This window comes from Pseudobutyrivibrio sp. UC1225 (assembly GCF_900115215.1).
Lineage (GTDB): Bacteria > Bacillota > Clostridia > Lachnospirales > Lachnospiraceae > Pseudobutyrivibrio.
Genome location: NZ_FOVQ01000002.1, coordinates 246,206 through 268,038, shown reverse-complemented (window position 1 = coordinate 268,038; position 21,833 = coordinate 246,206). Strand labels below are relative to the sequence as shown.

19 protein-coding genes are annotated in these 21,833 nt (G+C 41.7%); all 19 read right to left on the bottom strand.

The window, feature by feature from the left end:
* Nucleotides 1-32 precede the first annotated feature (32 nt).
* The 19 genes from BMZ41_RS04100 to BMZ41_RS04010 all read right to left on the bottom strand — a co-directional run bounded on the left by BMZ41_RS04100 (nucleotide 33) and on the right by BMZ41_RS04010 (nucleotide 21,603).
* Nucleotides 33-797, bottom strand: a complete 765-nt coding sequence (locus tag BMZ41_RS04100; RefSeq protein ID WP_090168976.1) for an ATP-binding protein — start codon at nucleotides 795-797, stop codon at nucleotides 33-35.
* A 183-nt stretch (nucleotides 798-980) separates the two neighbouring features.
* Nucleotides 981-1,607: a uridine kinase gene (udk, locus tag BMZ41_RS04095; protein ID WP_090168978.1), complete on the bottom strand. Its 627-nt coding sequence runs from the start codon at nucleotides 1,605-1,607 to the stop codon at nucleotides 981-983.
* 18 nt (nucleotides 1,608-1,625) lie between these two features.
* Nucleotides 1,626-2,492, bottom strand: coding sequence for a YitT family protein (locus BMZ41_RS04090; protein WP_090527085.1), 867 nt, complete (start codon nucleotides 2,490-2,492; stop codon nucleotides 1,626-1,628).
* Nucleotides 2,493-2,517: 25 nt separating this feature from the next.
* Entirely contained in the window at nucleotides 2,518-3,738 is a 1,221-nt protein-coding gene (pepT, locus tag BMZ41_RS04085) for a peptidase T (protein WP_090527083.1), read from the bottom strand.
* Between the two features lie 16 nt (nucleotides 3,739-3,754).
* The gene (locus BMZ41_RS04080) at nucleotides 3,755-4,693 is read right to left on the bottom strand and encodes an AEC family transporter (protein WP_090168983.1); all 939 of its coding nucleotides are present in this window, start codon (nucleotides 4,691-4,693) and stop codon (nucleotides 3,755-3,757) included.
* An 85-nt stretch (nucleotides 4,694-4,778) separates the two neighbouring features.
* A complete protein-coding gene (locus BMZ41_RS04075) occupies nucleotides 4,779-5,015 on the bottom strand; it encodes a polya polymerase (RefSeq protein ID WP_072911059.1) in 237 nt (78 codons plus the stop codon).
* Nucleotides 5,016-5,101: 86 nt separating this feature from the next.
* Nucleotides 5,102-6,202, bottom strand: a complete 1,101-nt coding sequence (ychF, locus tag BMZ41_RS04070) for a redox-regulated ATPase YchF (RefSeq protein WP_072911057.1) — start codon at nucleotides 6,200-6,202, stop codon at nucleotides 5,102-5,104.
* Nucleotides 6,203-6,351: 149 nt separating this feature from the next.
* Nucleotides 6,352-7,416 carry an acyltransferase family protein gene (locus BMZ41_RS04065; RefSeq protein ID WP_090527081.1) on the bottom strand — a complete coding sequence of 355 codons (1,065 nt, stop codon included), beginning with the start codon at nucleotides 7,414-7,416 and terminating at the stop codon, nucleotides 6,352-6,354.
* Nucleotides 7,417-7,588: 172 nt separating this feature from the next.
* Nucleotides 7,589-8,173 carry a hypothetical protein gene (locus BMZ41_RS04060; RefSeq protein ID WP_090527079.1) on the bottom strand — a complete coding sequence of 195 codons (585 nt, stop codon included), beginning with the start codon at nucleotides 8,171-8,173 and terminating at the stop codon, nucleotides 7,589-7,591.
* Between the two features lie 66 nt (nucleotides 8,174-8,239).
* Nucleotides 8,240-9,052 carry a Cof-type HAD-IIB family hydrolase gene (locus BMZ41_RS04055; protein WP_090527077.1) on the bottom strand — a complete coding sequence of 271 codons (813 nt, stop codon included), beginning with the start codon at nucleotides 9,050-9,052 and terminating at the stop codon, nucleotides 8,240-8,242.
* Nucleotides 9,053-9,173: 121 nt separating this feature from the next.
* The gene (locus tag BMZ41_RS04050; protein ID WP_090527075.1) at nucleotides 9,174-10,814 is read right to left on the bottom strand and encodes a glycoside hydrolase family 9 protein; all 1,641 of its coding nucleotides are present in this window, start codon (nucleotides 10,812-10,814) and stop codon (nucleotides 9,174-9,176) included.
* 57 nt (nucleotides 10,815-10,871) lie between these two features.
* The gene (locus BMZ41_RS04045; RefSeq protein WP_090527073.1) at nucleotides 10,872-11,723 is read right to left on the bottom strand and encodes a LysR family transcriptional regulator; all 852 of its coding nucleotides are present in this window, start codon (nucleotides 11,721-11,723) and stop codon (nucleotides 10,872-10,874) included.
* Between the two features lie 155 nt (nucleotides 11,724-11,878).
* Nucleotides 11,879-13,870, bottom strand: coding sequence for an oxidoreductase (locus tag BMZ41_RS04040; protein WP_090527071.1), 1,992 nt, complete (start codon nucleotides 13,868-13,870; stop codon nucleotides 11,879-11,881).
* Between the two features lie 180 nt (nucleotides 13,871-14,050).
* A complete protein-coding gene (locus BMZ41_RS04035) occupies nucleotides 14,051-14,623 on the bottom strand; it encodes a cytidylate kinase-like family protein (protein ID WP_090168998.1) in 573 nt (190 codons plus the stop codon).
* 23 nt (nucleotides 14,624-14,646) lie between these two features.
* On the bottom strand, nucleotides 14,647-15,321 hold the full coding sequence (tsaA, locus tag BMZ41_RS04030) for a tRNA (N6-threonylcarbamoyladenosine(37)-N6)-methyltransferase TrmO (protein ID WP_090527069.1): 675 nt from the start codon (nucleotides 15,319-15,321) through the stop codon (nucleotides 14,647-14,649).
* 50 nt (nucleotides 15,322-15,371) lie between these two features.
* Nucleotides 15,372-15,896, bottom strand: coding sequence for an adenine phosphoribosyltransferase (locus tag BMZ41_RS04025; RefSeq protein ID WP_090169002.1), 525 nt, complete (start codon nucleotides 15,894-15,896; stop codon nucleotides 15,372-15,374).
* A gap of 193 nt (nucleotides 15,897-16,089) precedes the next feature.
* The gene (locus BMZ41_RS04020; protein ID WP_090527067.1) at nucleotides 16,090-17,622 is read right to left on the bottom strand and encodes a flagellin N-terminal helical domain-containing protein; all 1,533 of its coding nucleotides are present in this window, start codon (nucleotides 17,620-17,622) and stop codon (nucleotides 16,090-16,092) included.
* Between the two features lie 399 nt (nucleotides 17,623-18,021).
* Nucleotides 18,022-19,533 (bottom strand): flagellin N-terminal helical domain-containing protein, encoded by a 1,512-nt coding sequence (locus tag BMZ41_RS04015; protein ID WP_090527065.1) that lies wholly within the window; start codon nucleotides 19,531-19,533, stop codon nucleotides 18,022-18,024.
* Between the two features lie 588 nt (nucleotides 19,534-20,121).
* Nucleotides 20,122-21,603 (bottom strand): flagellin N-terminal helical domain-containing protein, encoded by a 1,482-nt coding sequence (locus tag BMZ41_RS04010; protein ID WP_090527063.1) that lies wholly within the window; start codon nucleotides 21,601-21,603, stop codon nucleotides 20,122-20,124.
* Between the last annotated feature and the right edge of the window lie 230 nt (nucleotides 21,604-21,833).

Genomic DNA, 21,833 nt, shown 5'->3' with positions numbered 1-21,833 from the left:
GAGCTTGATAGCTACATGCTCATTTAAAAATTTTATAAAACACCCATCTTTTTGAGCGAACTACGTAAGCCCTCTACGATTGGTGCTTCGCTTGGAATGTAGAAAACGGATTCTCCTTTTAGATCACGTTCTGTAAGATTGGCATCTGCTGGAATCCAACCTAAAAGTGGAATATCTCCCAAATCCATGTACTGTAAAACGTCCTCGGATGGAACACGATTTACTACTACTCCGATCTCGTCGTACATTACAAGGTTGTCTGCCACTTCTTTGATTGTCTTAACTACTCCACAGCCCTTCTTACTAGAATCGGTAATAAGAACAAGGTGTGTAACCTTTTCCATGACACGGCGATTAATCTGCTCGATACCAGCCTCGCCGTCTATAACGATATAATCGAAATTGTCGGCCACCTGAGCGATGACCTCTTTAAGATATGTGTTAATTTTGCAATAGCATCCTGCCGCTTCAGGACGTCCGATTGCAATAAAAGAAAAGCCATCCATCTCAACCATAGCATCGAAAATGCGATATCTGGCTTCGCCAAGCACCTCAACAGTAGCCTTGGCATCCCCATTCTCAGCTGCCTCCACAGCTTCCTTCCTGATATCATCAAGAGTAAGCTCTGGCTCCACGCCAAGGGCTGTGGACAAACCAACAGCTGGGTCCGCATCAATTGCTAAGATTTTCTTGTCTGGATAAGCTTCCACTAATAACTTGACCATTACTGACGCAAGAGAGGTTTTACCAACTCCGCCTTTACCAGCAACAGCCAACACTATAGGCTTCTTTTCCATTTTTAATTTTTTCTCCCTTTAATTCCTATCGCAAATTGATAAATTATTATCAATTATTGCTATTCGATTTTATCATAGATGTATTCCTTAAATAAAGGGAAACAAAAACGCCACAGGGATTTTTGCTGTAATAAACAAAAACCTCTGTGGCGCAAAAAGCATTTTGCACAAGCAAAATGAGGATTATTCCTCGTCGTGTAACTTCTTGGTCATATATGTAGTAAGCATTTCAATGCCGGCTGCGTTCTCACCACCACGTGGGATGATGATATCAGCATGCTTCTTTGAAGGCTCAACGAACTCTTCGTGCATTGGCTTAACTGTCTTTGAATACTGCTCGATGATTGACTCGATGCTTCGACCACGCTCAATCATATCACGCTGGATACGACGCATAAGACGCTCATCAGCATCTGTATCAACAAAAATCTTAATATCCATTAAATCACGGAGCTCCTTATTCTCAAGAATAAGAATACCCTCCATAACGATAACAGTCTTAGGCTCAACACGAACAGTCTCATCTGAACGGTTGTGATTTACATAGTCATAAACAGGCATATCGATGGCATAACCCTTGATAAGCTTTCTAACATCCTCAGCCATTCTATCTGACTCGAATGAATCTGGGTGATCGTAGTTAAGCTGGCTACGCTCTTCAAAAGACATCTCTGGATGAGCCTTGTAATAAGCATCATGGCTGATTACTGCAATATCCTCTCCAAAGAAATCCTGTAATTTGTTGATGATTGTAGTCTTGCCTGAAGCAGAACCTCCTGCTACGCCAAGAACGCAAATTTTCTCTGACATAAATACTCCTTATTACTTTTAACCCTTAAAACGCTTGAACCCCTCGCCGTAAACGGCCTTAGATTCCATGATGACAATAAATGCATCCACATCAATCTTCTTTGCAACGCGATTGACCTGATACATCTGCTTGTCTGAGCAGGCACACATAAGCACCTGTCTCTCATCTCCCTTATAACCGCCCTTTGCGGTAAAAATTGTGGTGCCACGCTCCACAGCTTTATCGATAGCGTCTGCGATGGCCTCAGCCTTGTTGGTAACAATCATACACATCATACCTGCATCGGCAGAAATCATTACCTTATCAACTACAAGAGAACCAATATAGCTTATTACAAAACCATAGCAAAGTGCTTCAAAGGAATGAGCATATGCAATGGTATCGATAACAATAATTACAGTGTCCACGATGAAGAAAATTCTTCCAAGGGACATATGTGGATGCTTTGCCTTGATAATCATCATGATGAAATCAGCTCCACCAGTAGATGAATTGCGCATATAAACCAGCGCATAACCAAGTCCTGTAAACACGCCAACTACTACGGCATTCAAAAACAGATTGCCGATGTCCACCTTAGGCACCAATGGTGCCACAAAATCCATCATAACCGTGCCTACAGCCATAGTCTTGAAAGATTTCAGCAAGAATTTCTTTCCTAAAACCTTATATGCCCACACGATAAGTGGAATGTTCATGATAATGGTGGCAATACCGATTTTCCATCCCCAGTACTGATAGAAAATCATAGCGATACCAGTCAGTCCTGTCAATGGGAATTTTGCATCTGCCGCAAAATTATACAATGCGATACCAATACACAAGCCTGACAAGGCATCCATCAAAATATCTACAAATATTTCTTTTCTCTTCTCTGATGACATTTATCTTCCCCCTAATTACGCCAGTTTAATTTTCCGCAAAGCGCTTAGTGATTCCATGAAGAACCTTAACTACGGTATCCATACCCTCGGCTGTGATGTGCTCCATTGGGCCGTGGAAGTTGTATCCACCTGTTCCAAGGTTTGGACATGGTAATCCCATAAATGAAAGGCGTGCACCGTCTGTGCCACCTCTGATTGCAACTGCCTTAGGATTCTCTCCTGCATCCTTTAAGGCATCAAAGGCATAATCTATTAAGAACATATGTGGCTTAATCATCTCAAGCATGTTCTGGTACTGATCCTTAACTGTAAGCTCGCAAGTGCCCTCACCATACTTCTGATTGATGATGTTCGCTGCGTGCTCCATAATCTTCTTCTTGTAAGCAAACTTCTCCTCATCGTGGTCACGGATGATGTAAGAAAGTGTAGCCTCTGCAACATCACCTGACATATCTGTAAGGTGGAAGAAGCCCTGATATCCTTCTGTCTGTGAAGGAACCTCTGTAGGAGGAAGAAGTGCATTGAACTCCATTGCTACAAGTGCTGCATTAACCATGATATCCTTTGCATCACCTGGATGGATATTAACACCATTGAACTTAACCTCTGCACCTGCTGCATTGAAGTTCTCATACTCAACAGCGTTTTCCTCGCCTCCGTCTACAGTATAAGCGAAATCTGCACCAAAGCCCTCTACATCAAAATGATCTGCGCCAGCGCCAATCTCCTCGTCTGGAGTGAAGGCAATGCAAATCTTGCCGTGAGGCTGATTGCTGCTAAGAATCTCCTCAACAAAAGTCATAATCTCTGCGATTCCTGACTTATCATCTGCACCAAGAAGTGTAGTGCCATCTGTATGAATAAGGGTGCGACCCTTTAATGTCTTAAGATGTGGGAAATCAGAGACCTTGATCACACGGCCTGATGTACCAAGAACTACATCCTCACCATCGTAATTCTCTTCAACAACTGGATTAACGTTTTCACCAGTGAAATCTGGTGCAGTATCCATGTGGGCAATAAAGCCGATAGCCTTCTTGTCCTCATAGCCTGCTGTTGCAGGGATAGTGCCGTAAACATAGCACTTGTCATCTACGTGTGCATCTGCAACGCCAAGACCTTTAAGCTCCTCTACCAAAAGCTTAGCCAAGTCAAACTGACGAGCTGTAGAAGGCACAGTAGTGCTGTCTTCATCGCTAGTGGTGTATATTTTTACGTAATTTAATAATCTCTCATACGCTCTCATAAAAATAAATTCTCCTTTAAATAAGTCCCATGGACCTTAAAATATAAAGCCATACTGTAAGTGTGAAGGCTGACAATATGGTGGTCAGCATTACAATACCTGCTGAAACGTTTCCATTATACCCCATACTTTTAGCCATGACAAATGATGAAACTGTAGTTGGTGAACCTGTCATAATAAGGACTGCCACCAGCTTATCATGGCTGTAGCCAAGGGCTATGGCAACAGGCAACCAAAGGGCACAAAAACCAATCAGCTTAAAGAAAGTAGCCACAATTGTAGGCTTGTACTTCTTAATAGCTTCACCCATCTGGAAGCTGGCTCCAAGAGCCATTAGTCCAAGCGGTGTAGCAAGTGCACTAACTGAATCTAGTGTCTTTGGAAGTAAAATTGAAACAGGAATAAAGGAACGGATTATTCCCAGTGTGATTCCTATGATGATAGGATTCTTGATAACTCCTATGGCAGTCTTCTTTAAAAGTGCCGGTGTAAGCTTACCGTCGTTAGAGCCGAGAGTAAGAATAATTACAGCAGCCACGTTATAAAGAGGAACTGCTCCAATGATCATAAGGGGCGTCATGCCTGCTGTGCCGTAAAGATTTACTGCAATTCCCACTCCTAGGAGTGCTGCACTGCTTCGATAAGTTCCCTGAATAAACTCGGTACGGGTGCGCTTATCGTGAGCAAGAAATGAAAAGGCCCAGCCAATCAGAATAGAAATCAAGGTAGCCACAAAACAAAAAACAATGAAGCCTGTGTCCCACAGCTCCTCCACATCTGATGTGGCAAGCTCCTTATAAACAAGGACTGGAAGAGCTATCTTGAAAACGAAATTATTCAGTCCCTTGGTGAGGTCTTCATTAAAAATCCCAGTGGCTCTGAACACTCCTCCCAAAACCATCAGAAGAAAAATTGGTACAGTTGCATTCAAACAAAAAATAAGATTCTCTAACATTTATGTCGCTCCTTAGTTGATTAAAAATTTACATTAAAGAAGGGGGCACTTATAAACGTGACCCCCTCATCTTTTAAATGTTATATTACTGATTAATCATAAATTCAAGTAATTTCTTTGCATCATCTGGCTCATATGCAATAATTTCAAGCTCCGGGATGCTCTCCTCTGCCTTGAAGATATTTGCAAGTGAAACAAACTGTGAAAGCTTTGACTTGAGATTTAATCTATCACCTTCGCCTGTAACAAGCTCTACTGTGCCTGTGCAGCTATCAATAACCTTGAAAAATGCTTCCGTATCTTTGATATTTGTAAGCTTCATATGTACCTCCTTTGAAGGAAAATAAATGATTATCTATAATCCTCATAATAATACATAATATTCAAAAAAGTGTGAAGCGATACGGCTTATACGTTAAATCTGAAGTTGATGATATCACCATCAGCAACAACGTATTCCTTACCTTCCATACGTACAAGACCCTTTTCCTTAGCAGCTGTCATAGAACCGTTTGCCATAAGATCATCATAGCTTATAACCTCTGCCTTGATGAATCCGCGCTCGAAATCTGTGTGAATCTTTCCAGCAGCCTGTGGAGCCTTTGTTCCCTTCTTGATTGTCCATGCACGAGTCTCATCCTCACCTGATGTAAGGTAAGAGATAAGTCCAAGAAGTCTGTAAGATGCAGTGATGAGCTTGTCAAGACCTGACTCTGAAAGTCCCATAGCCTCAAGGAACTCCTGCTTCTCTTCTTCTGACTCAAGCTCTGAAATCTCCTGCTCAATCTGAGCTGAGATTACGAATACCTCAGAACCTTCCTTGGCAGCGTACTCACGAACAGCCTGTACGTTCTTATTGTTTGCGCCATCATCTGCAAGATCCTCATCCTCAACGTTTGCAGCATAGATAACTGGCTTTGCTGTAAGAAGATTGTACTCCTTGAAGTAGTTCTCCTCATCCTCATCGTTAAGCTCGAAAGTCTTAGCCATGTTGCCAGCTTCCATGTGATCAAGAAGACGCTTCTGCATAGCAGCTTCCTTCTGAAGTGTCTTATCCATACGAGCTGAACGCTCTGTCTTAGAGTAACGACGCTCCATAACCTCCATATCTGCAAAAAGAAGCTCAAGGTTGATAGTCTCAATATCTCTAAGTGAGTCGATGCTTCCATCAACGTGAACTACATTAGCATCCTCGAAGCAACGTACAACGTGAACGATTGCATCTACCTCACGGATGTTTGCAAGGAACTGGTTTCCAAGTCCCTCACCCTTTGAAGCACCCTTTACAAGACCAGCAATATCAACGAATTCGATTGTAGCTGGAACTGTCTTCTTTGAGTTGTACATCTTTGTAAGTACATCAAGACGCTTATCAGGAACTGATACGACACCAACGTTTGGGTCGATTGTAGCAAATGGATAGTTTGCTGCAAGTGCTCCTGCCTTTGTAAGTGAATTAAATAAGGTTGACTTACCAACGTTTGGTAAACCTACGATTCCGAGTTTCATGGTAATATATCTCCTTCTATATGAAAAATCTCTTATGTTTTAAATATTTTGTCTAAATCTACAGTATATTACCATAATTCGAGGAATATCTCCACCCTTGAATTCATCGCCGGCAACAACTGAGTTATCTGCAAAACTCATTATCTCTTCTACTTTTTTATTCCTAAAACACACCATCTTATGAACGGTATGCAACTAATAATCTCATACAGAAGGTATGAACCTGCAAATGCTGCTATTGCAACCAGCAGGTATACGATAACAGGTGCAAGGTCCGGACATAATGTATGCAGATACCATCCACTGACTGCTATCATCAGATAATGGAATACATATAAGCCCCAGGATTTTTTGCACATCCACTTAGTGAAGGCATTCTCGAAATTGCCCCATTTTTTCATGAAGGCAAGTATGCCAATAGTTCCAAACCATGTGTAAACGTTGCACATGATTGTATCTAAGACAACATGATCTGCATAAGGCTGACCTATGTATAAAATCACAAAGGCTACGCAGGATACAACTGCGAGAACACCTAATATCAGCCAGTTATTGCCAAGTCTATCCATCACGACATCATGTGACAGTACAAAATAGCCAATCAAAAAGCCCAGTCCGTAGATACCAAATCTGTACACCACTATCATCGGTGTATTAAGTATCTGGGCAGCTCCGTATACTGGGATGACAAGTAGCATGACTATCAGAAGATTGGCCTTTCCACAGATATTATAGAATCTGTCCTTTTCAATCTTTCTAATCAATAACAGAGTCATGCTGAATATCCAAAGCATCTGGATGTACCACAAAACGCCACATCCACTGACTGACATTATCAGAAAAAGAACCGGCTTTGGTACATTGCCCATAGTATCAAATGCACCGCTTATAAGCATGTTGTAATAGCCGAGAACCCAGCCGAAGACCAGAAGACCGATTGTGGAAGGCACAAGAAGTTTTCTTGTCCTTACTCTGATGAATTCTTTTTCTGTTCGTTTGCCCAGCTCGAAGCGAGCTGACATGCCCGATACCACAAAAAGCAAAAACATAAACCATGGATACACGATATACTGATATGTATCCTGTGGCTGATGTTCACTAAATGGTCCGATGATTCCATGTACAACTACGCCGTTGAATATGTAAATAACATGATATATGACAACTAGCACTACTGTTATCCAACGAACATTATCTAAGTATGTCTTTCTCATATTTTTACCACCTTTGTTAAATATTTTAACATTTTCCTTTATTATAAAAAAATAAGCTCCGCCTGTCTATCAAGCGAAGCTTACATAATTATAGTCTTATTTGTTAAATTTAGTTATGACCGGTACTATAATTTGTCACTTTCCTGCAAAATTGCCGAATTATAATATTCTCTTAGCCTCTACCCATTACGATCTGGTATGTGATTACTTCACCGTTAGCGCATGTGAAGTAGATGCTGAAGCCATCATCGTAGAAGTAATTCATATAGTGCTCATCACCCTCATCATATTCACATAAGGCTTCACCATAAGCTGCATTTACATCATCTACTGTAGAGCCGATTGTGATTCCCTTGCTAGTCTTGTATCTGTCAGACATAACCTTAAATTCAATGAGCTCCTTCTTACCATCTTCCTCACAGTATGTAACTGAAATATCATCAAATGTATCTGTGTGATAGTTGTCATTAACCTCTGTGTTTGTAGGGTCACCAAACTCTTCTGTAAGTCTGTCAAGTACTGTATCACCATCATCCATTACTGAAATATGAATATCAAACACATCGCTATCTATAGTAGTTTCAGTATGTGCATCTTCTGCCTTAAGACCTGTTTCTACAACACCATCGTCATCACAATCGTAATCTACGCCGCATCCACAGTTTGAATTGTAGAAATCATCATTGCTCTTTCCACAAGCTACCATGGATAAGCCCATTACCATTGTCATCATCATTATTAAAAATCTCTTTTTCATCTCAAAATCTCCTTACCATCTGTATTAACTGTAGTAATACAGTTATAACACGCTTTTCAGGAGATGTCAACTTAAGCAAAATTTCTCTATTGCTACTGCAACGCCATCCTCATCATTTAAAGGTGCAACGTAATCTGCCCATTCCTTTGTCTCATCCTGGGCATTTTCCATGGCAACAGCGAGACCTGCATATCTCATCATAGGAATGTCGTTGAAACCGTCGCCACAAGCCATGAGGTGCTTTCGCTCCATACCGATACGATTCAAAAGAAGCTCCAAAGAAGAAGCCTTTTCGATTCCCCTTGGTGTAATCTCAAGGAAAAATGGCTCTGAGAAGAACACCTCTACCTCACCCTTTAACTTTTCATTAAGCTCAGCCTCTGCCTGTCTTAATACCTTATGCTCTCCCACCATTAAAAACTTTACAGGTGGATCCTGTGCAGCCACCTCGTTGAGATGGAAGACCTCTTTTACAGGGATGTTGTTGATTCTTGCTTCAAGCTGCACGTACTCATGGTCAGCATTGTCAGTGATGATTCCTTCTGCATCGTATGTAAGTGGTGTAACACCATGTTTGTGGGCAATCTGAACGATTGTGTGATAGAACTCGGTAGGTACTGTCTCGCGACGAATCACCTCTCCAGTCTTACAATCGATAATCATGCCACCATTGTAGGCTAGAATGTATCCTCCCACTTCCTCCAAACGAAGTGCATGGGCAATTTTCTTAACCCCAGGAACTGGGCGTCCAGAGGCGAGGACAATCTTTGCTCCGGCCTTGGCTGCCTTCATAATTGTTTCTTTATTTCGCTTACTAATTTCCTTTTTGCTATTTAAAAGTGTGCCATCTAAATCAAGAGCTATTACAGAATAATTCATACACTAATTCCTTCCATAAAAAATCTAGTCCACATTTTACACCCTAAAACACGAGTAAAATTGTCCAAAAAAGGAGCCTGCCATCAGGCAAGCTCCCACTATTTTCATGGAATCATCAGTATTACTTTAATAGTCCGGCCATCACGAATACAAGTGGTGAATTCCAGTAGATGGTAATCTCATTAAGAGAATAGCAGTCCACATGATCAAGGTAGCACTTCATTGGTGCTGTATCCTTTGGAAGCTTCTGAGCCTGCTCATCCTGTAGACCTGTGTTTGGACCTCCAGAAACAAGGCCTGGCCATGGCTCCTCAATGTCATCTACTGCTGTTGGACGAAGATGTGGGTTCTTGTATGCCTTCTCGCCATTGCCTGTAACGTAGCTTACGTCCATGCTGTTGCAGCCAAGAAGGTAATCCAGACCAGCTGTTATCGCATTTACGAATCTCTCCTGTGGATTAATAACATTTGCAGTGGTTAGCACCATAAGGTACTTCAAAAGCTCCATGTTACTTCCCCAGATGAAATTCTCCTTCAGCATGCATAAGCCAAAGCCGTTTGTCTTAGCATTCTTGCAAAGTCTATCTGCCTCACCTGCGAAGCACTCCTTTGCAAATGTGCAAAGCTCGCTGCCATCATTCTTAAGAATGAGTGATAATGCGCCAAGACCTGCCACATCACCCCATCCAAGGCATGTGAACACGTTTCCTGTGTACTCCTTGAAAGCATCGCTCTTATCATATGCTTCGATAAGTGGCTTCTGCTTCATAGCCTCATCATAATATTTCTTTTCTCCGGTAGCTTCAAATAATGCTGCTGCAGCCCAGAATCTGTTAGAGTTGTCCTCGTTTTCAGGATACTCGCCAGTGTTAGAGCCTTCGGCATTTTTGAATAATGTAGCCTGTGGATTTGCCTCAAGCCATGCATAAGCTTTTAATGCTCGCTCCATCAACAAATCGGCATAAGCCTTATCATAATCCTTATATATTGTATAAGCCAGTGCAAATACTGCAGCAATATCAGCAGTTGCAAGAGATGAAACGCTGAATAGGAAAAGCTCTGACTTGTCCTCCTCAGGCATGATAAATGGGGCATGACTAAATGTGGTAACCTTGTGCCAAACGCTGCCGTTCTCACGCTGCATCTTCATAAGGAAATCCAACTCCACCTTTACCTCTGCAAGGATGTTTGGCAATGTGCCCTTATCGCACTTCTCCTCAGGAATATCAAACTTTACATCGAGAAGATTCTTGAAGAAACGCACACCATATAAAAGATGAGCTACTGCCACTGCACCAGCTGTAGAATAACGACCATAATCACCTGCATCATGCCAGCCACCTGTTACATCAACGGGCTCCACATCCTCCCCATAAACTGTAGCTTTTGAAAGATGACAAGGCTCGTGATAATATTCCCCAGCATATTTCTTATCGAGAGCATCTCCACAGCGAAGATAATAGAAGCACTTGCAAATATCGTGCATCAGCTTGTCATAGACGCTGTCACCAATGGCAAATGTGGCACTTGCCACAGAATCTGCCTCCACCTTGAACTTGCCCTGTCCGCTGAAGCCACTAAAATCCGCTACAAAAGTGTCCTCACCTGAAATCTCATCAGTACCAAAATGACTTGTCTTGCCTTCAAATACTGACTTTCCGGACTCATCCACAAGTCTGAATTCTGGCGCATCAAAATTCAAGACAGCCTTCTTCGCCCCTTCAGGCAAAAAGCCTACCTGATTAACAAATATCTTTTCCATTACAAATAATCCCCCTAAAAATATTTAATTGTATTACATTATGTATTACATATTGTATTACATTTCCTGCAAAAATCTTTTTGCCAGCGGTGCATCTGGCGAATTCTCCATGTATATTCCGTACACATCCCAGGTGTAGGCATCATTAATAGCAACAGACTTTATGTCCTCATCATCTTCAAAGAATCTAGGACAAATACCGATGCCAATCTTGTTCTTAACCAGAGTGTGCATTGTTACACCATCACCAACACGGGCAATGATTTCCGGATTAAAGCCATTGGTGTGACATGCATTAACCACATCGTGATATATGTGATATTTTTCATTCATGGATACCAGCGGCTCATCCTTTATGTCTAGGATGTTCACCTGATCGCTGTCCCAAAGTCGGTGTCCCTTATACACATAAAGCACAATCTCGACCGACTTTATCAGCTTTGCAACAAGTCCTGTAGCCTCCGGTTTTCCTACCACCAGGCCACAATTAATCTCATCATTCAAAACACGGTTAAGGACAATGCCATTTTCCTGCTCATCCCAGCTGGCTACGATTTCAGGATTGGACTTCATAAAATTGTTTACTGCCGGAATATCAATCACGCGAGTGGTACCAGCAGCAAACCCTATTTTAAATCGCTTTTCTCTATCGCTAACAGCCTCAATAGCGGAAAACATTTCATTGAGATCCTTTGTAATGATTTTGGATTTCTCGTAGAAAACCTTACCACTTTCTGTAGGGATAAAGCCGTCCTTTGTTCTGGAGAAAAGCGTAGTACCACACTCCTCCTCCAATCCTTTAATCAATTTGCTGAGGCCCTGTGGAGACATGAAAAGCTTACTGGCAGCTACCTGAAGATTTCTCTCCTCATATACAGTTTGGAAACATTTAAAATTTCGCGTATTCATAGGATAATTTTAATATAAAAAATCCCGTCAGGCAACGGACCTGACGGGATATATATTAATAGGGGAGATAAGTTTTTTATATAAAAATGGGGGATTTTTTATAAAAATAATATAACAGTATAGGGTTTTATGTAATTAATTGGGGTTAAAAGTAATTAAATGTGGTTTGCAACCTCAAATGCATCCCAGATACCATACATGATGTTTGATACCTGTCTTGCATCGCCAAGAAGATAAATTTCGTCCACATCATTCTTGTGCTGGTTGTAAAGTGTGTTCTCGCTGGCATAACCTACGCAAAGTACTACGCTGTCTGCATTTAATTCCTTAGTGTCTTCGCCAACTGAAGCCTTAAGTACACCGTTTTTGTACTCAGTAACCTTAGCACCAGTAACAACATCGATACCGTTGAAAGGGATAAGCTTCTCAAGCATTTCCTTGTTTGCTGAGCAAAGAGGTCCGTTAACAGCCATGAGCTTCTCAAGAGCCTCAACGATTGTAACCTTCTTACCCTTCTGAGCAAGATCAAGTGCAAGCTCGCAACCTACAAGACCGCCACCAACAACTACTACATTGTCGCCTGTCTCCTTCTCGCCGAGAAGTACCTGCTCTGCTGAGTAAACCTTCTCATCATCGCCAAGTGAGAACATCTTTGGACGTGAACCTGTAGCAAGGATAACTGCATCAAACTGCTTATCAAGGATTTCCTTATCTGTAGCCTTTGTATTGAGGTGAACCTCTACGCCAAGACGAACCATCTCATCCTCGTACCATTTAGCAAGAGCGATGTCATCCTCCTTGAATGCTGGAGCGCCACCAGGGATAAGGTTACCACCGAGGCGACCTGTTGCCTCGTAAAGAACTGGCTCGTGTCCTCTCTCTGCAAGTACACGTGCTGCCTCACAGCCTGCAACACCGCCACCTACAACGAGAACCTTCTTCTTCTTAACGATTGGGTTGTACTGATTAAGTCTTTCCTTACCAGCCTGTGGATTAACTGCACAGTTGATAAGTGAATAAGTCTGGATACGACCCATGCAGCCTTCCTGACAGCTGATACATGGACGAATCTGGCTAAGATTGTCTCTACGAATCTTGTTTACGATATCTGGATCTGCAAGTGTTGGACGGCCAAGTGAAATCATGTCGCAGATATCATTGTTTAAGCAGTCAAGCGCTGTATCTGGATTATCAACACGACCAGCCATGATAACTGGGATGTTAACGTGCTCCTTAGTGATTCTTGCAAATTCCTTGTATGGAGCCTTCTCCATATACATTGGTGGGTGATTCCACCACCATGCATCGTATGTACCTGCATCTACATCAAGGGCATCATAGCCGTACTTCTCAAGAAGCTTAGCTGCCTCGATACCTTCCTCGATATCACGGCCCTTCTCTTCGAATTCTTCACCTGGAAGTGCTCCCTCACGGAAGTCCTTAACCATGCTCTTAAGAGAAAATCTCATTGCAACTGGGAAGTCCCAACCACAAGTCTTTGCGATTTCTTCACGGATTTCCTTAGCAAAACGAAGTCTGTTCTCTAAGCTTCCGCCGTACTCGTCTGTACGCTGATTGAAGAATGAGATAGCGAACTGATCGATAAGGTAACCCTCGTGAACAGCGTGAATCTCAACACCATCGAAGCCTGCACGCTTAGCATTGTAAGCACCCTTACCAAAGCTCTCAACGATTCCGTGAATCTCTTCTACTGTAAGTGGACGGCAAGTCTTATCAAGCCATCTGTGTGGAATAGCTGATGCTGAAACTGGTGGGAACTCACCTAAGTTTGTAGGAATAGTAACACGTCCAAATCCACCTGACATCTGTAAGAAAATCTTTGAGCCGTATGCGTGTACGCGCTCTGTCATCTCACGGCTAGTTCTAACGAACTGTACTGGATTGTATGTAGAGTTTGGTGTGTTTGGGAATGAAGGCTTCTCTACCTCAGTGTCTGAGAAAGTAACACCTGTGATGATAAGACCGATACCACCCTGTGCACGTCTTGTATAGTAGTCGATACCTCTGTCATTCCATCCACCTTCGCAATCTCCAAGACCAAGAGGTCCCATAGGAGCCATTGCGTAACGGTTCTTGATTTCGAGCTTACCAATCTTGATAGGCTCAAAAAGTCCCTGGTATTTCATTGTTGAATCCTCCTTTTACTTTGTTATTATTTTAACGTTGTCTAAAAATAATAACCATCAACAAAAAGTTGTCGTCGAACAACTAATCTTTTATGACCCAAAAATCCCAATAAAAAAGCTGCCTCAGAACTATGCCTGAAGCAGCCCATATAATTAATTTTTTGAGTTATTGTGGTCAGCTTAAGCCTTTGCCAATGCCTCTAACATTGCAACTGCACCATCCTCTGAAATCTCGCTGGAATCTATAATCAAATCGAAGTACTCGATAGAACCCCACTTTCCACCATTTACGTGGGTGGTAAAGAATTTCTCACGCTTCTTATCGAATTTCTTCATTGTCTCATCGATTTTGTTTTCCTCGATTTTCTCGACATTCTTAGCACGGTCACGGCGATATGAATCACGTGCTGTAATGAATACCTTAAGAATCTTTTTATCCTTAAGAATCTCGCTGGCGCCACGGCCTACAAAAATACAGCCTGGCTGCTCAGCTGCCTCTTTAATAATAGACACCTGAGTATCATAAATCTTCTCCTCCATGGAAGGATTATCTCCTGGAGCATTGAAGAATGTCTTAACAGGATTCTGCTCATCCATGCCTGAAACCACATCATAATCCAGCCCCATACGTTTACAGGTTTCAACTACTACGCTGCGGTCGTACAAGCGATAATTTAATCGCTTTGCAAGCTGTTCAGCAATCTTGTGTCCACCACTACCGTAGGTACGTTCAATGGCAATATAGTCATACATAATGAGCCCCTCCTTAATTTGAATCAAATTTTCAATACATCAGTAACTGTTATTTCCCCATCTTTACCTAAAAATACTATATCATATCCGTGATAGGCAAGCCTAAAATCTCGCTGCTTTCCACGGTCATAGCCAGCTCTTGGATCCTGCCCTAACAGCTCCACTGCTGATTCTCTGATTTCCTCCGGAAGCTTCTGTAAAAGCTCCTGTGGAAAATCCACCTTAACCTGTGCTCCCTTTGAAAGCTCATCTGTAAAGCCTCCCCTGGCATTGGGATGAGCATCCGCATAAGGAATATAAGGTTTTATATCGTAAATTGGTGTGCCATCAAGCATATCCACGCCCTTTACCACAAGGACTGGGCCGAACTCCTCTTTCTCCTGAACCTCTATGAGCTCCACAGATGAAAGACCGATATTGTTTGGCCTAAATGGCGCTCGGGTGGCAAATACCCCCATGTGCTTCTGACCTCCCAGTCGAGGTGGACGAACGGTGCCTCCCTCTAAGGGCTTATTCTTGGAAAATCCCCAGATGAGCCACAGATAGTCGTAATCCGTGATTCCATCGATAAAAGTGGGATTTCTAAATTCTGGTTCGAAGATAATGTGGCCTATTTCACCAACCAATCCACTTTGTCTAGGTATACCAAACTTTTGTGTAAATCCTGTGTTTATATGAGCAATCTGCGTTAATTCCATATTTATATTATAAAAAAGGCTCCCCACAATGGGAAGCCTAAAATTTTTATTTATTTTCCTTCGTATGTTACAACTGAAGCTACATCATACTTTGCAAGCTTCTCGCGTCCGTTAAGACCAGCAAGCTCCATAAGGAATACAACCTTGGCAACTTCGCCACCAAGCTCCTCGATAAGCTCGCAAGCTGCCTCGATAGTACCGCCTGTAGCGATAAGATCGTCAACTACAACAACCTTCTGTCCTGGCTTAACTGAATCCTTATGCATCTCGATTGTAGCTGAACCGTACTCGAGGTCATAAGACTTCTCAACTGTCTCACATGGGAGCTTACCCTTCTTGCGGATAAGGACAAATGGCTTGCCCATAGCGTATGCAAGTGGTGCGCCGAAGATGAAACCACGGCTCTCTGCTCCTGCTATAACGTCAAAATCAACTCCATCAAGAAGCTTCTTCATCTCATCGATGGCGAGCTTGAAGCCCTCAGCGTCCTGAAGAACTGTTGTGACATCTCTAAACATAATACCTGGTTCTGGAAAATCCGGAATAGTTCTTACGTAATCTTCTACTTTTTTCATTTAAAACTCCTTCTAACTGTATAGCACCATATTTTTCCAATTTAGAAAGTGCAAACAATAGTTGGACAAAAAGATATTATCCTTATCAATTATATAGGTTTATAGCAATTTTTGCAAATTAAAATCGGGGTCCCGAAGGACCCCAATTTTGTGGATAGTACGTAAAGTACCTTATTGCGTTTGGCCACGCTAATTACTGAAGTAATGAAAGAACACCCTGAGTTGCCTGATTTGCCTGTGCGAGCATTGACTGGCCTGCCTGCATAAGAATATTATTCTTACTGTATGTAACCATCTCTTCAGCCATATCTGTATCACGGATACGTGATTCAGAAGCATCTGTGTTCTCAACTACGTTATCAAGATTTGCGATAGAATGCTCTAATCTGTTTTGAATAGCACCAAGACCAGATCTCTGTGCTGATACCTTTGCTAAAGCATCTGCAATACAGTCAATCGCATATGTTGCTGCCTTACCGGTTGCATCACCTACGTTAAGTCCCTGAAGACCAAGTGCTGTAGCTGTCATTGAGTCAATAGTAACACCAATCTTGTTAGTCATATCTGCGTCAGAACCTACGTGAAGATTGAATGATAAACTCTTCTGAACTACTGCAGAACCCTTCTTCAAAACAAACTCAACCTTTGTCAGGTTATCACCTGTTACCTCACTAGGTAATTTTCCATTAACTGCCAGAGCTTCCGCTGTTGTTGGATTTGTAGTTCCACTTTCATAGAATTTTGATCCACTGGTTCCACCATACCAAACATCTGGAAGATCTACGATTGCATCACAACCGATAGATGAAGCTGCTCTCAGCTCATTTGACATAAGCTGATATGCCTTTGCTGCTGTAATAAGTGTCTGATCCTTAGGATCGATACCATCACCCTTGCCTTCACCTGGTGCACCACCGTCCTCTGTACTGAAAAGTTTTGCAACCTTTCCATTGTACTCGATTGTAGAACCCTGGCTGGCAAACTTGTTAAGCTGTGAAGCTGTTACTTCAGATGTATCTGCGTTTGTCTTTGCTGCGATTGTGAATGACTTGCCATCGATCTTTACAACTTCACCATGTTTTAATCCTGTATCTGGATCTGCTGATGTACCAACAACTGCTAAAGCTTTTGCAAGCTGGTCTCCAACGCTTGTTCCCTGAACACCGATTGTGTACTTAACGCCACCGATTGTGACTGTATCACCCATTGCAAGGGCATTGATAGTAAATGTGGCTGTTGTAGTGTTCTGTGTAAGTGTGCCTGCAAGACCTGCGTCATGAGCTGCAATTACCTGCGACTTGGTGCCGTAATCCCCCTTGAGAAGATAGGTCTCATTGAACTTAGTCGTTTCAGCGACACGGTCGATTTCTGTTGTTAACTGAAGGATTTCATCCTGGATGGATCCTCGGTCTGATTCAGAGTTTGTACCGTTTGCTGCCTGGACTGCCAATTCATTCATTCTCTGTAACATAGAGTGCACTTCTGTGAGGGCACCTTCGGCGGTCTGTACTGCTGAGATACCGTCAGACGCGTTGGTTGACGCCTGGTCAAGACCTCTGATTTGTTTACGCATCTTTTCAGAAATTGAAAGACCTGCTGCATCATCTGCTGCACGGTTGATCTTAAATCCTGAAGAAAGTTTCTCAGTAGACTTAGACTGAGCATTTGTTGTTATTCCTAACATTCTTGAAGCATTAGCTGCCTGCATATTGTGTTGTACTACCATAATTTCTACCTCCTTGTAGATACTCTTCTGATTCCATTCATAAGAGATGCGACGAACGCATAACAAAATTTTTAAAAGTTTCTTTTGATTTGGAATGCTACATACTTTAGGCTGCATCCGTATCTATATAACAAGAGGTGTGACCAACCACCCCAGGTTATCAAGTAGGGAAGAAATTAAGTAGTATAGCCTTATTCAGTTTTAAAGCTACGATTTTATTATGATGAATAATGTTTCATCTACTTTTTTTATCGGAGGAGTGTGAAAAAACTTTAGTCCGCACATCAAAAAAGGAGCTCTCCTTTCGGAGAGCCCCAATTTTACTAGTTGGTAACTAGTCTGCGCGAAACAATTATTTTGGATAAATCCTAAGCTATGCTTAAGATGTTCATGTATTTATTATCCAAGAATTGAAAGTACGCCCTGTGTAGCCTGGTTAGCCTGAGCAAGCATTGCCTGACCAGCCTGCTGGAGGATGTTGTTCTTGCTGTAGTTAACCATCTCTTCTGCCATATCTGTATCACGGATACGAGATTCAGAAGCATTTGTATTCTCAACTACGTTATCTACGTTAGCGATTGTGTGCTCTAATCTGTTCTGGATAGCACCGAGTGAAGATCTCTGTGCAGATACCTTAGCAACAGCGTCAGCGATAGCATCGATAGCGTATGTAGCTGCTTTACCTGTAGCATCAGAAACATTAAGTCCCTGGATACCAAGTGAAGCAGAGCTCATGTCTGTGATTGTAACGCCAATCTTGTTTGTCATATCAGCGTCAGAACCAACATGAAGGTTGAATGTAAGGTCATTCTGAACTGAAGCATTACCCTTTGTAATCTTGAACTCTACCTTAGTCTGATCACCAGTTTTTGGTCTAACATCTGTTGGGTCCTGTGCATTTGAGTTACCAGCAACATCCTGCATTGAGTTTCCTTTACCGATTGTAGCTGTTACTAAACCAATAACCTCATCACAACCAATTGAGGATGCGGTTCTAAGCTCATTAGCAATAAGCTCATAAGCTTTTTCAGCTGTAATAAGTGTAGCATCCTTGTCATCGATACCCTTTACTTTTGATGCTGTTCCATCTGGCTCTGCACCGTCTGCTGCACTAAAGAGTTTTGCTTCCTTACCATTGTACTCAATTGTAGAACCTTCACTTGCAAATTTGTTAAGCTGTGTAACTGCTACTTCTGATGTATCTGCATTAGTTTTTGCTGCTATTGTGAATGATTTTCCATCAATCTTGATAACTGAACCCTCAGAAAGAGTACATTGTGTTCCATCACCAGCACCAATCACCTTCAAGCCTTTCTGGAGCTGATCAGCTGTGCTACTTCCTGAAACACCGATTGTGTACTGTGTACCTCCGATTGTGTAGGTATCGCCCATTGCTAAAGCGCCCATTGTAAAGGTAGCTGTTGTTGTGTTCTGAGTAAGTGTTCCGATAAGACCTGCATCATGAGCTGCAATCTGAATCTTCTTTGTTCCATAATCGCCCTTAAGTAAGTAAGTCTCGTTGAACTTTGTTGTCTCAGCAACACGATCGATTTCTGTTGTAAGCTGATTAATTTCGTCCTGGATTGAAGAACGATCAGACTCACTGTTAGTACCGTTAGCTGCCTGTACTGCAAGCTCGTTCATTCTCTGAAGCATTGAGTGAACTTCTGTTAAAGCACCTTCAGCTGTCTGTACAGCTGATACACCGTCAGATGCGTTTGTAGATGCCTGATCAAGACCTCTGATCTGCTTACGCATTTTCTCAGAAATTGAAAGACCAGCTGCGTCATCTGCTGCACGGTTAATCTTGTAACCAGATGCTAACTTCTCAGTTGACTTTGCCTGTTGTCCGGAAGTAATTCCGAGCATTCTTGAAGCGTTACTTGCCTGCATGTTGTGTTGTACTACCATAAATTCTACCTCCTTGTAGATACTTCCTGGATTCCTTTCCCGGAAGATGTGCTATGCACATATTGTTAACAAATTACATTTATATCCAAAACAGTACTCGCGCGGCATACTGTTTATGAATATCGAAACAATATCTAGTATAGTTAGTACAAGTTTTTCAAGTTGCATATTTAATTGTAAAGCGAGATTGGAAAATAAATTTGATTACTTTCGATCCATAACATCCATGTCCTGTTTCGAATTCATTTGAAATTGGATTATTATTTTTCGAAGGTAAAGAATTCCTTTTCTTTCACCTTACATATGCTTTATCGGAAGATTGGTTTTATTACTTAACCCCTTTTAGAAATTTTTTTAATCTTTTTTATTTCTATTCTAAATCGGGTTAGTTTTAAGCCATTTCTCTTCCGTACACCTTATATATCGGATGAGGTGTTATAAACTTAACCCCTATTTTAAAAATTTTTAAAAAAATATTTACTACTATAGAAAAGGGGCCTCTTCCAAATGGAAGAAGCCCCTGTAATTATGCTTTATTATCTAGTCGCACGATAAAATTGGTTAATAGTTACCTAAGATTAACTTTCATTACCCTAAGATAGAAAGTACTCCCTGTGTAGACTGGTTAGCCTGTGCAAGCATTGCCTGACCTGCCTGTGTAAGAATATTATTCTTGCTGTAGTTAACCATTTCTTCAGCCATATCTGTATCACGGATACGTGACTCAGAAGCGTTAGTGTTCTCAACTACGTTATCAACGTTAGCGATTGTATGCTCAAGTCTGTTCTGAATAGCACCAAGAGAAGATCTCTGTGCAGATACCTTAGAAACAGCATCAGCAATTGCATCGATAGCGTATGTAGCAGCCTTACCTGTAGCATCAGCTACATTAATACCCTTAATACCAAGAGCTGCTGAATCCATAGCACTAATTGTAACACCAATCTTATTTGTCATATCAGCATCAGAACCAACATGAAGGTTGAATGTAAGGTCTTCCTGAACTGTAGCCTCACCCTTTGTAAGAGAGAATGTAACCTTATTTCTCTTACCACTAGTCTCAAGCTCGCTTGCTAACTTGTTGTTAGTGTTAGTACTATTATAGGTAGTATTATTATACTCCTTGTCTACTGTCTGAATTACCTCATCAGAACCAATTGAAGATGCTGCCTTAAATTCATTTGCAATTAATTCATAAGCATGGTCTGCTGTGATAAGAGTAGCATCTTTCTCATCTACACCATTTCTATCAGCTGCAGGACCAGTAGCTGTATTAAACAATTTAACTGACTTGCCATTGTACTCAATTGTTGAGCCTACACCTGCAAATGTATCAAGCTCATCCTTCTTAACTTCAGCAGTGTCTGCATTTGTCGCACCTGCAATTGTAAATGACTTTCCATCAATCTTAATTACAGCACCAGGATCAAGATCGTTAGCTCCATTAGTTAATCCCAATGCCTTCATTGCCTTATCAAGCTGATCTGATGGATTATTACCGGCTACACCAATAGTATATTTTGTTCCACCGATTGTGTAGCTATCACCCATTGCAAGAGCATTCATTGTGAATGTAGCCTTCTCTGTGTTCTGAGTAAGTGTTCCATCAAGACCAGCATCATGAGCTGCAATCTTGATATTCTTTGTTCCGTAGTCACCCTTTAATAAGTAAGACTCGTTGAACTTTGTTGTCTCAGCAACACGATCGATTTCAGTTGTAAGCTGATTAATTTCATCCTGGATAGAAGAACGATCTGACTCACTGTTTGTTCCGTTTGAAGCCTGAACTGCAAGCTCATTCATTCTCTGAAGCATTGAATGAACTTCTGTAAGAGCACCTTCAGCTGTCTGCACTGCAGATACACCATCCTGTGCATTTGTAGACGCCTGAGAAAGACCTCTAATCTGCTTGCGCATCTTTTCAGAAATTGAAAGACCAGCTGCATCATCAGCTGCACGGTTAATCTTATAACCAGATGCTAACTTCTCTGTTGACTTTGCCTGACTACTTGCTGTGATACCAAGCATTCTTGAAGCATTTGACGCCTGCATATTGTGTTGTACTACCATAATCTCTACCTCCTTGTAGATACCTGTCCGAGAATCCTTTCCCGGTTGATGTGCCTAGCACATCAGTTAATAACCTCACATTAACACCCAAATCCGAATCTCCAAAAAGACTTGAATGTTAATACCTAACCAACAGTACTCGTGCGGTATACTGTCTTTGCTTTTGCGTTATAAAATTTTAACGCACAGAAATCTCTCCTCATTTCTGTAACCATATAATAACACCTTTT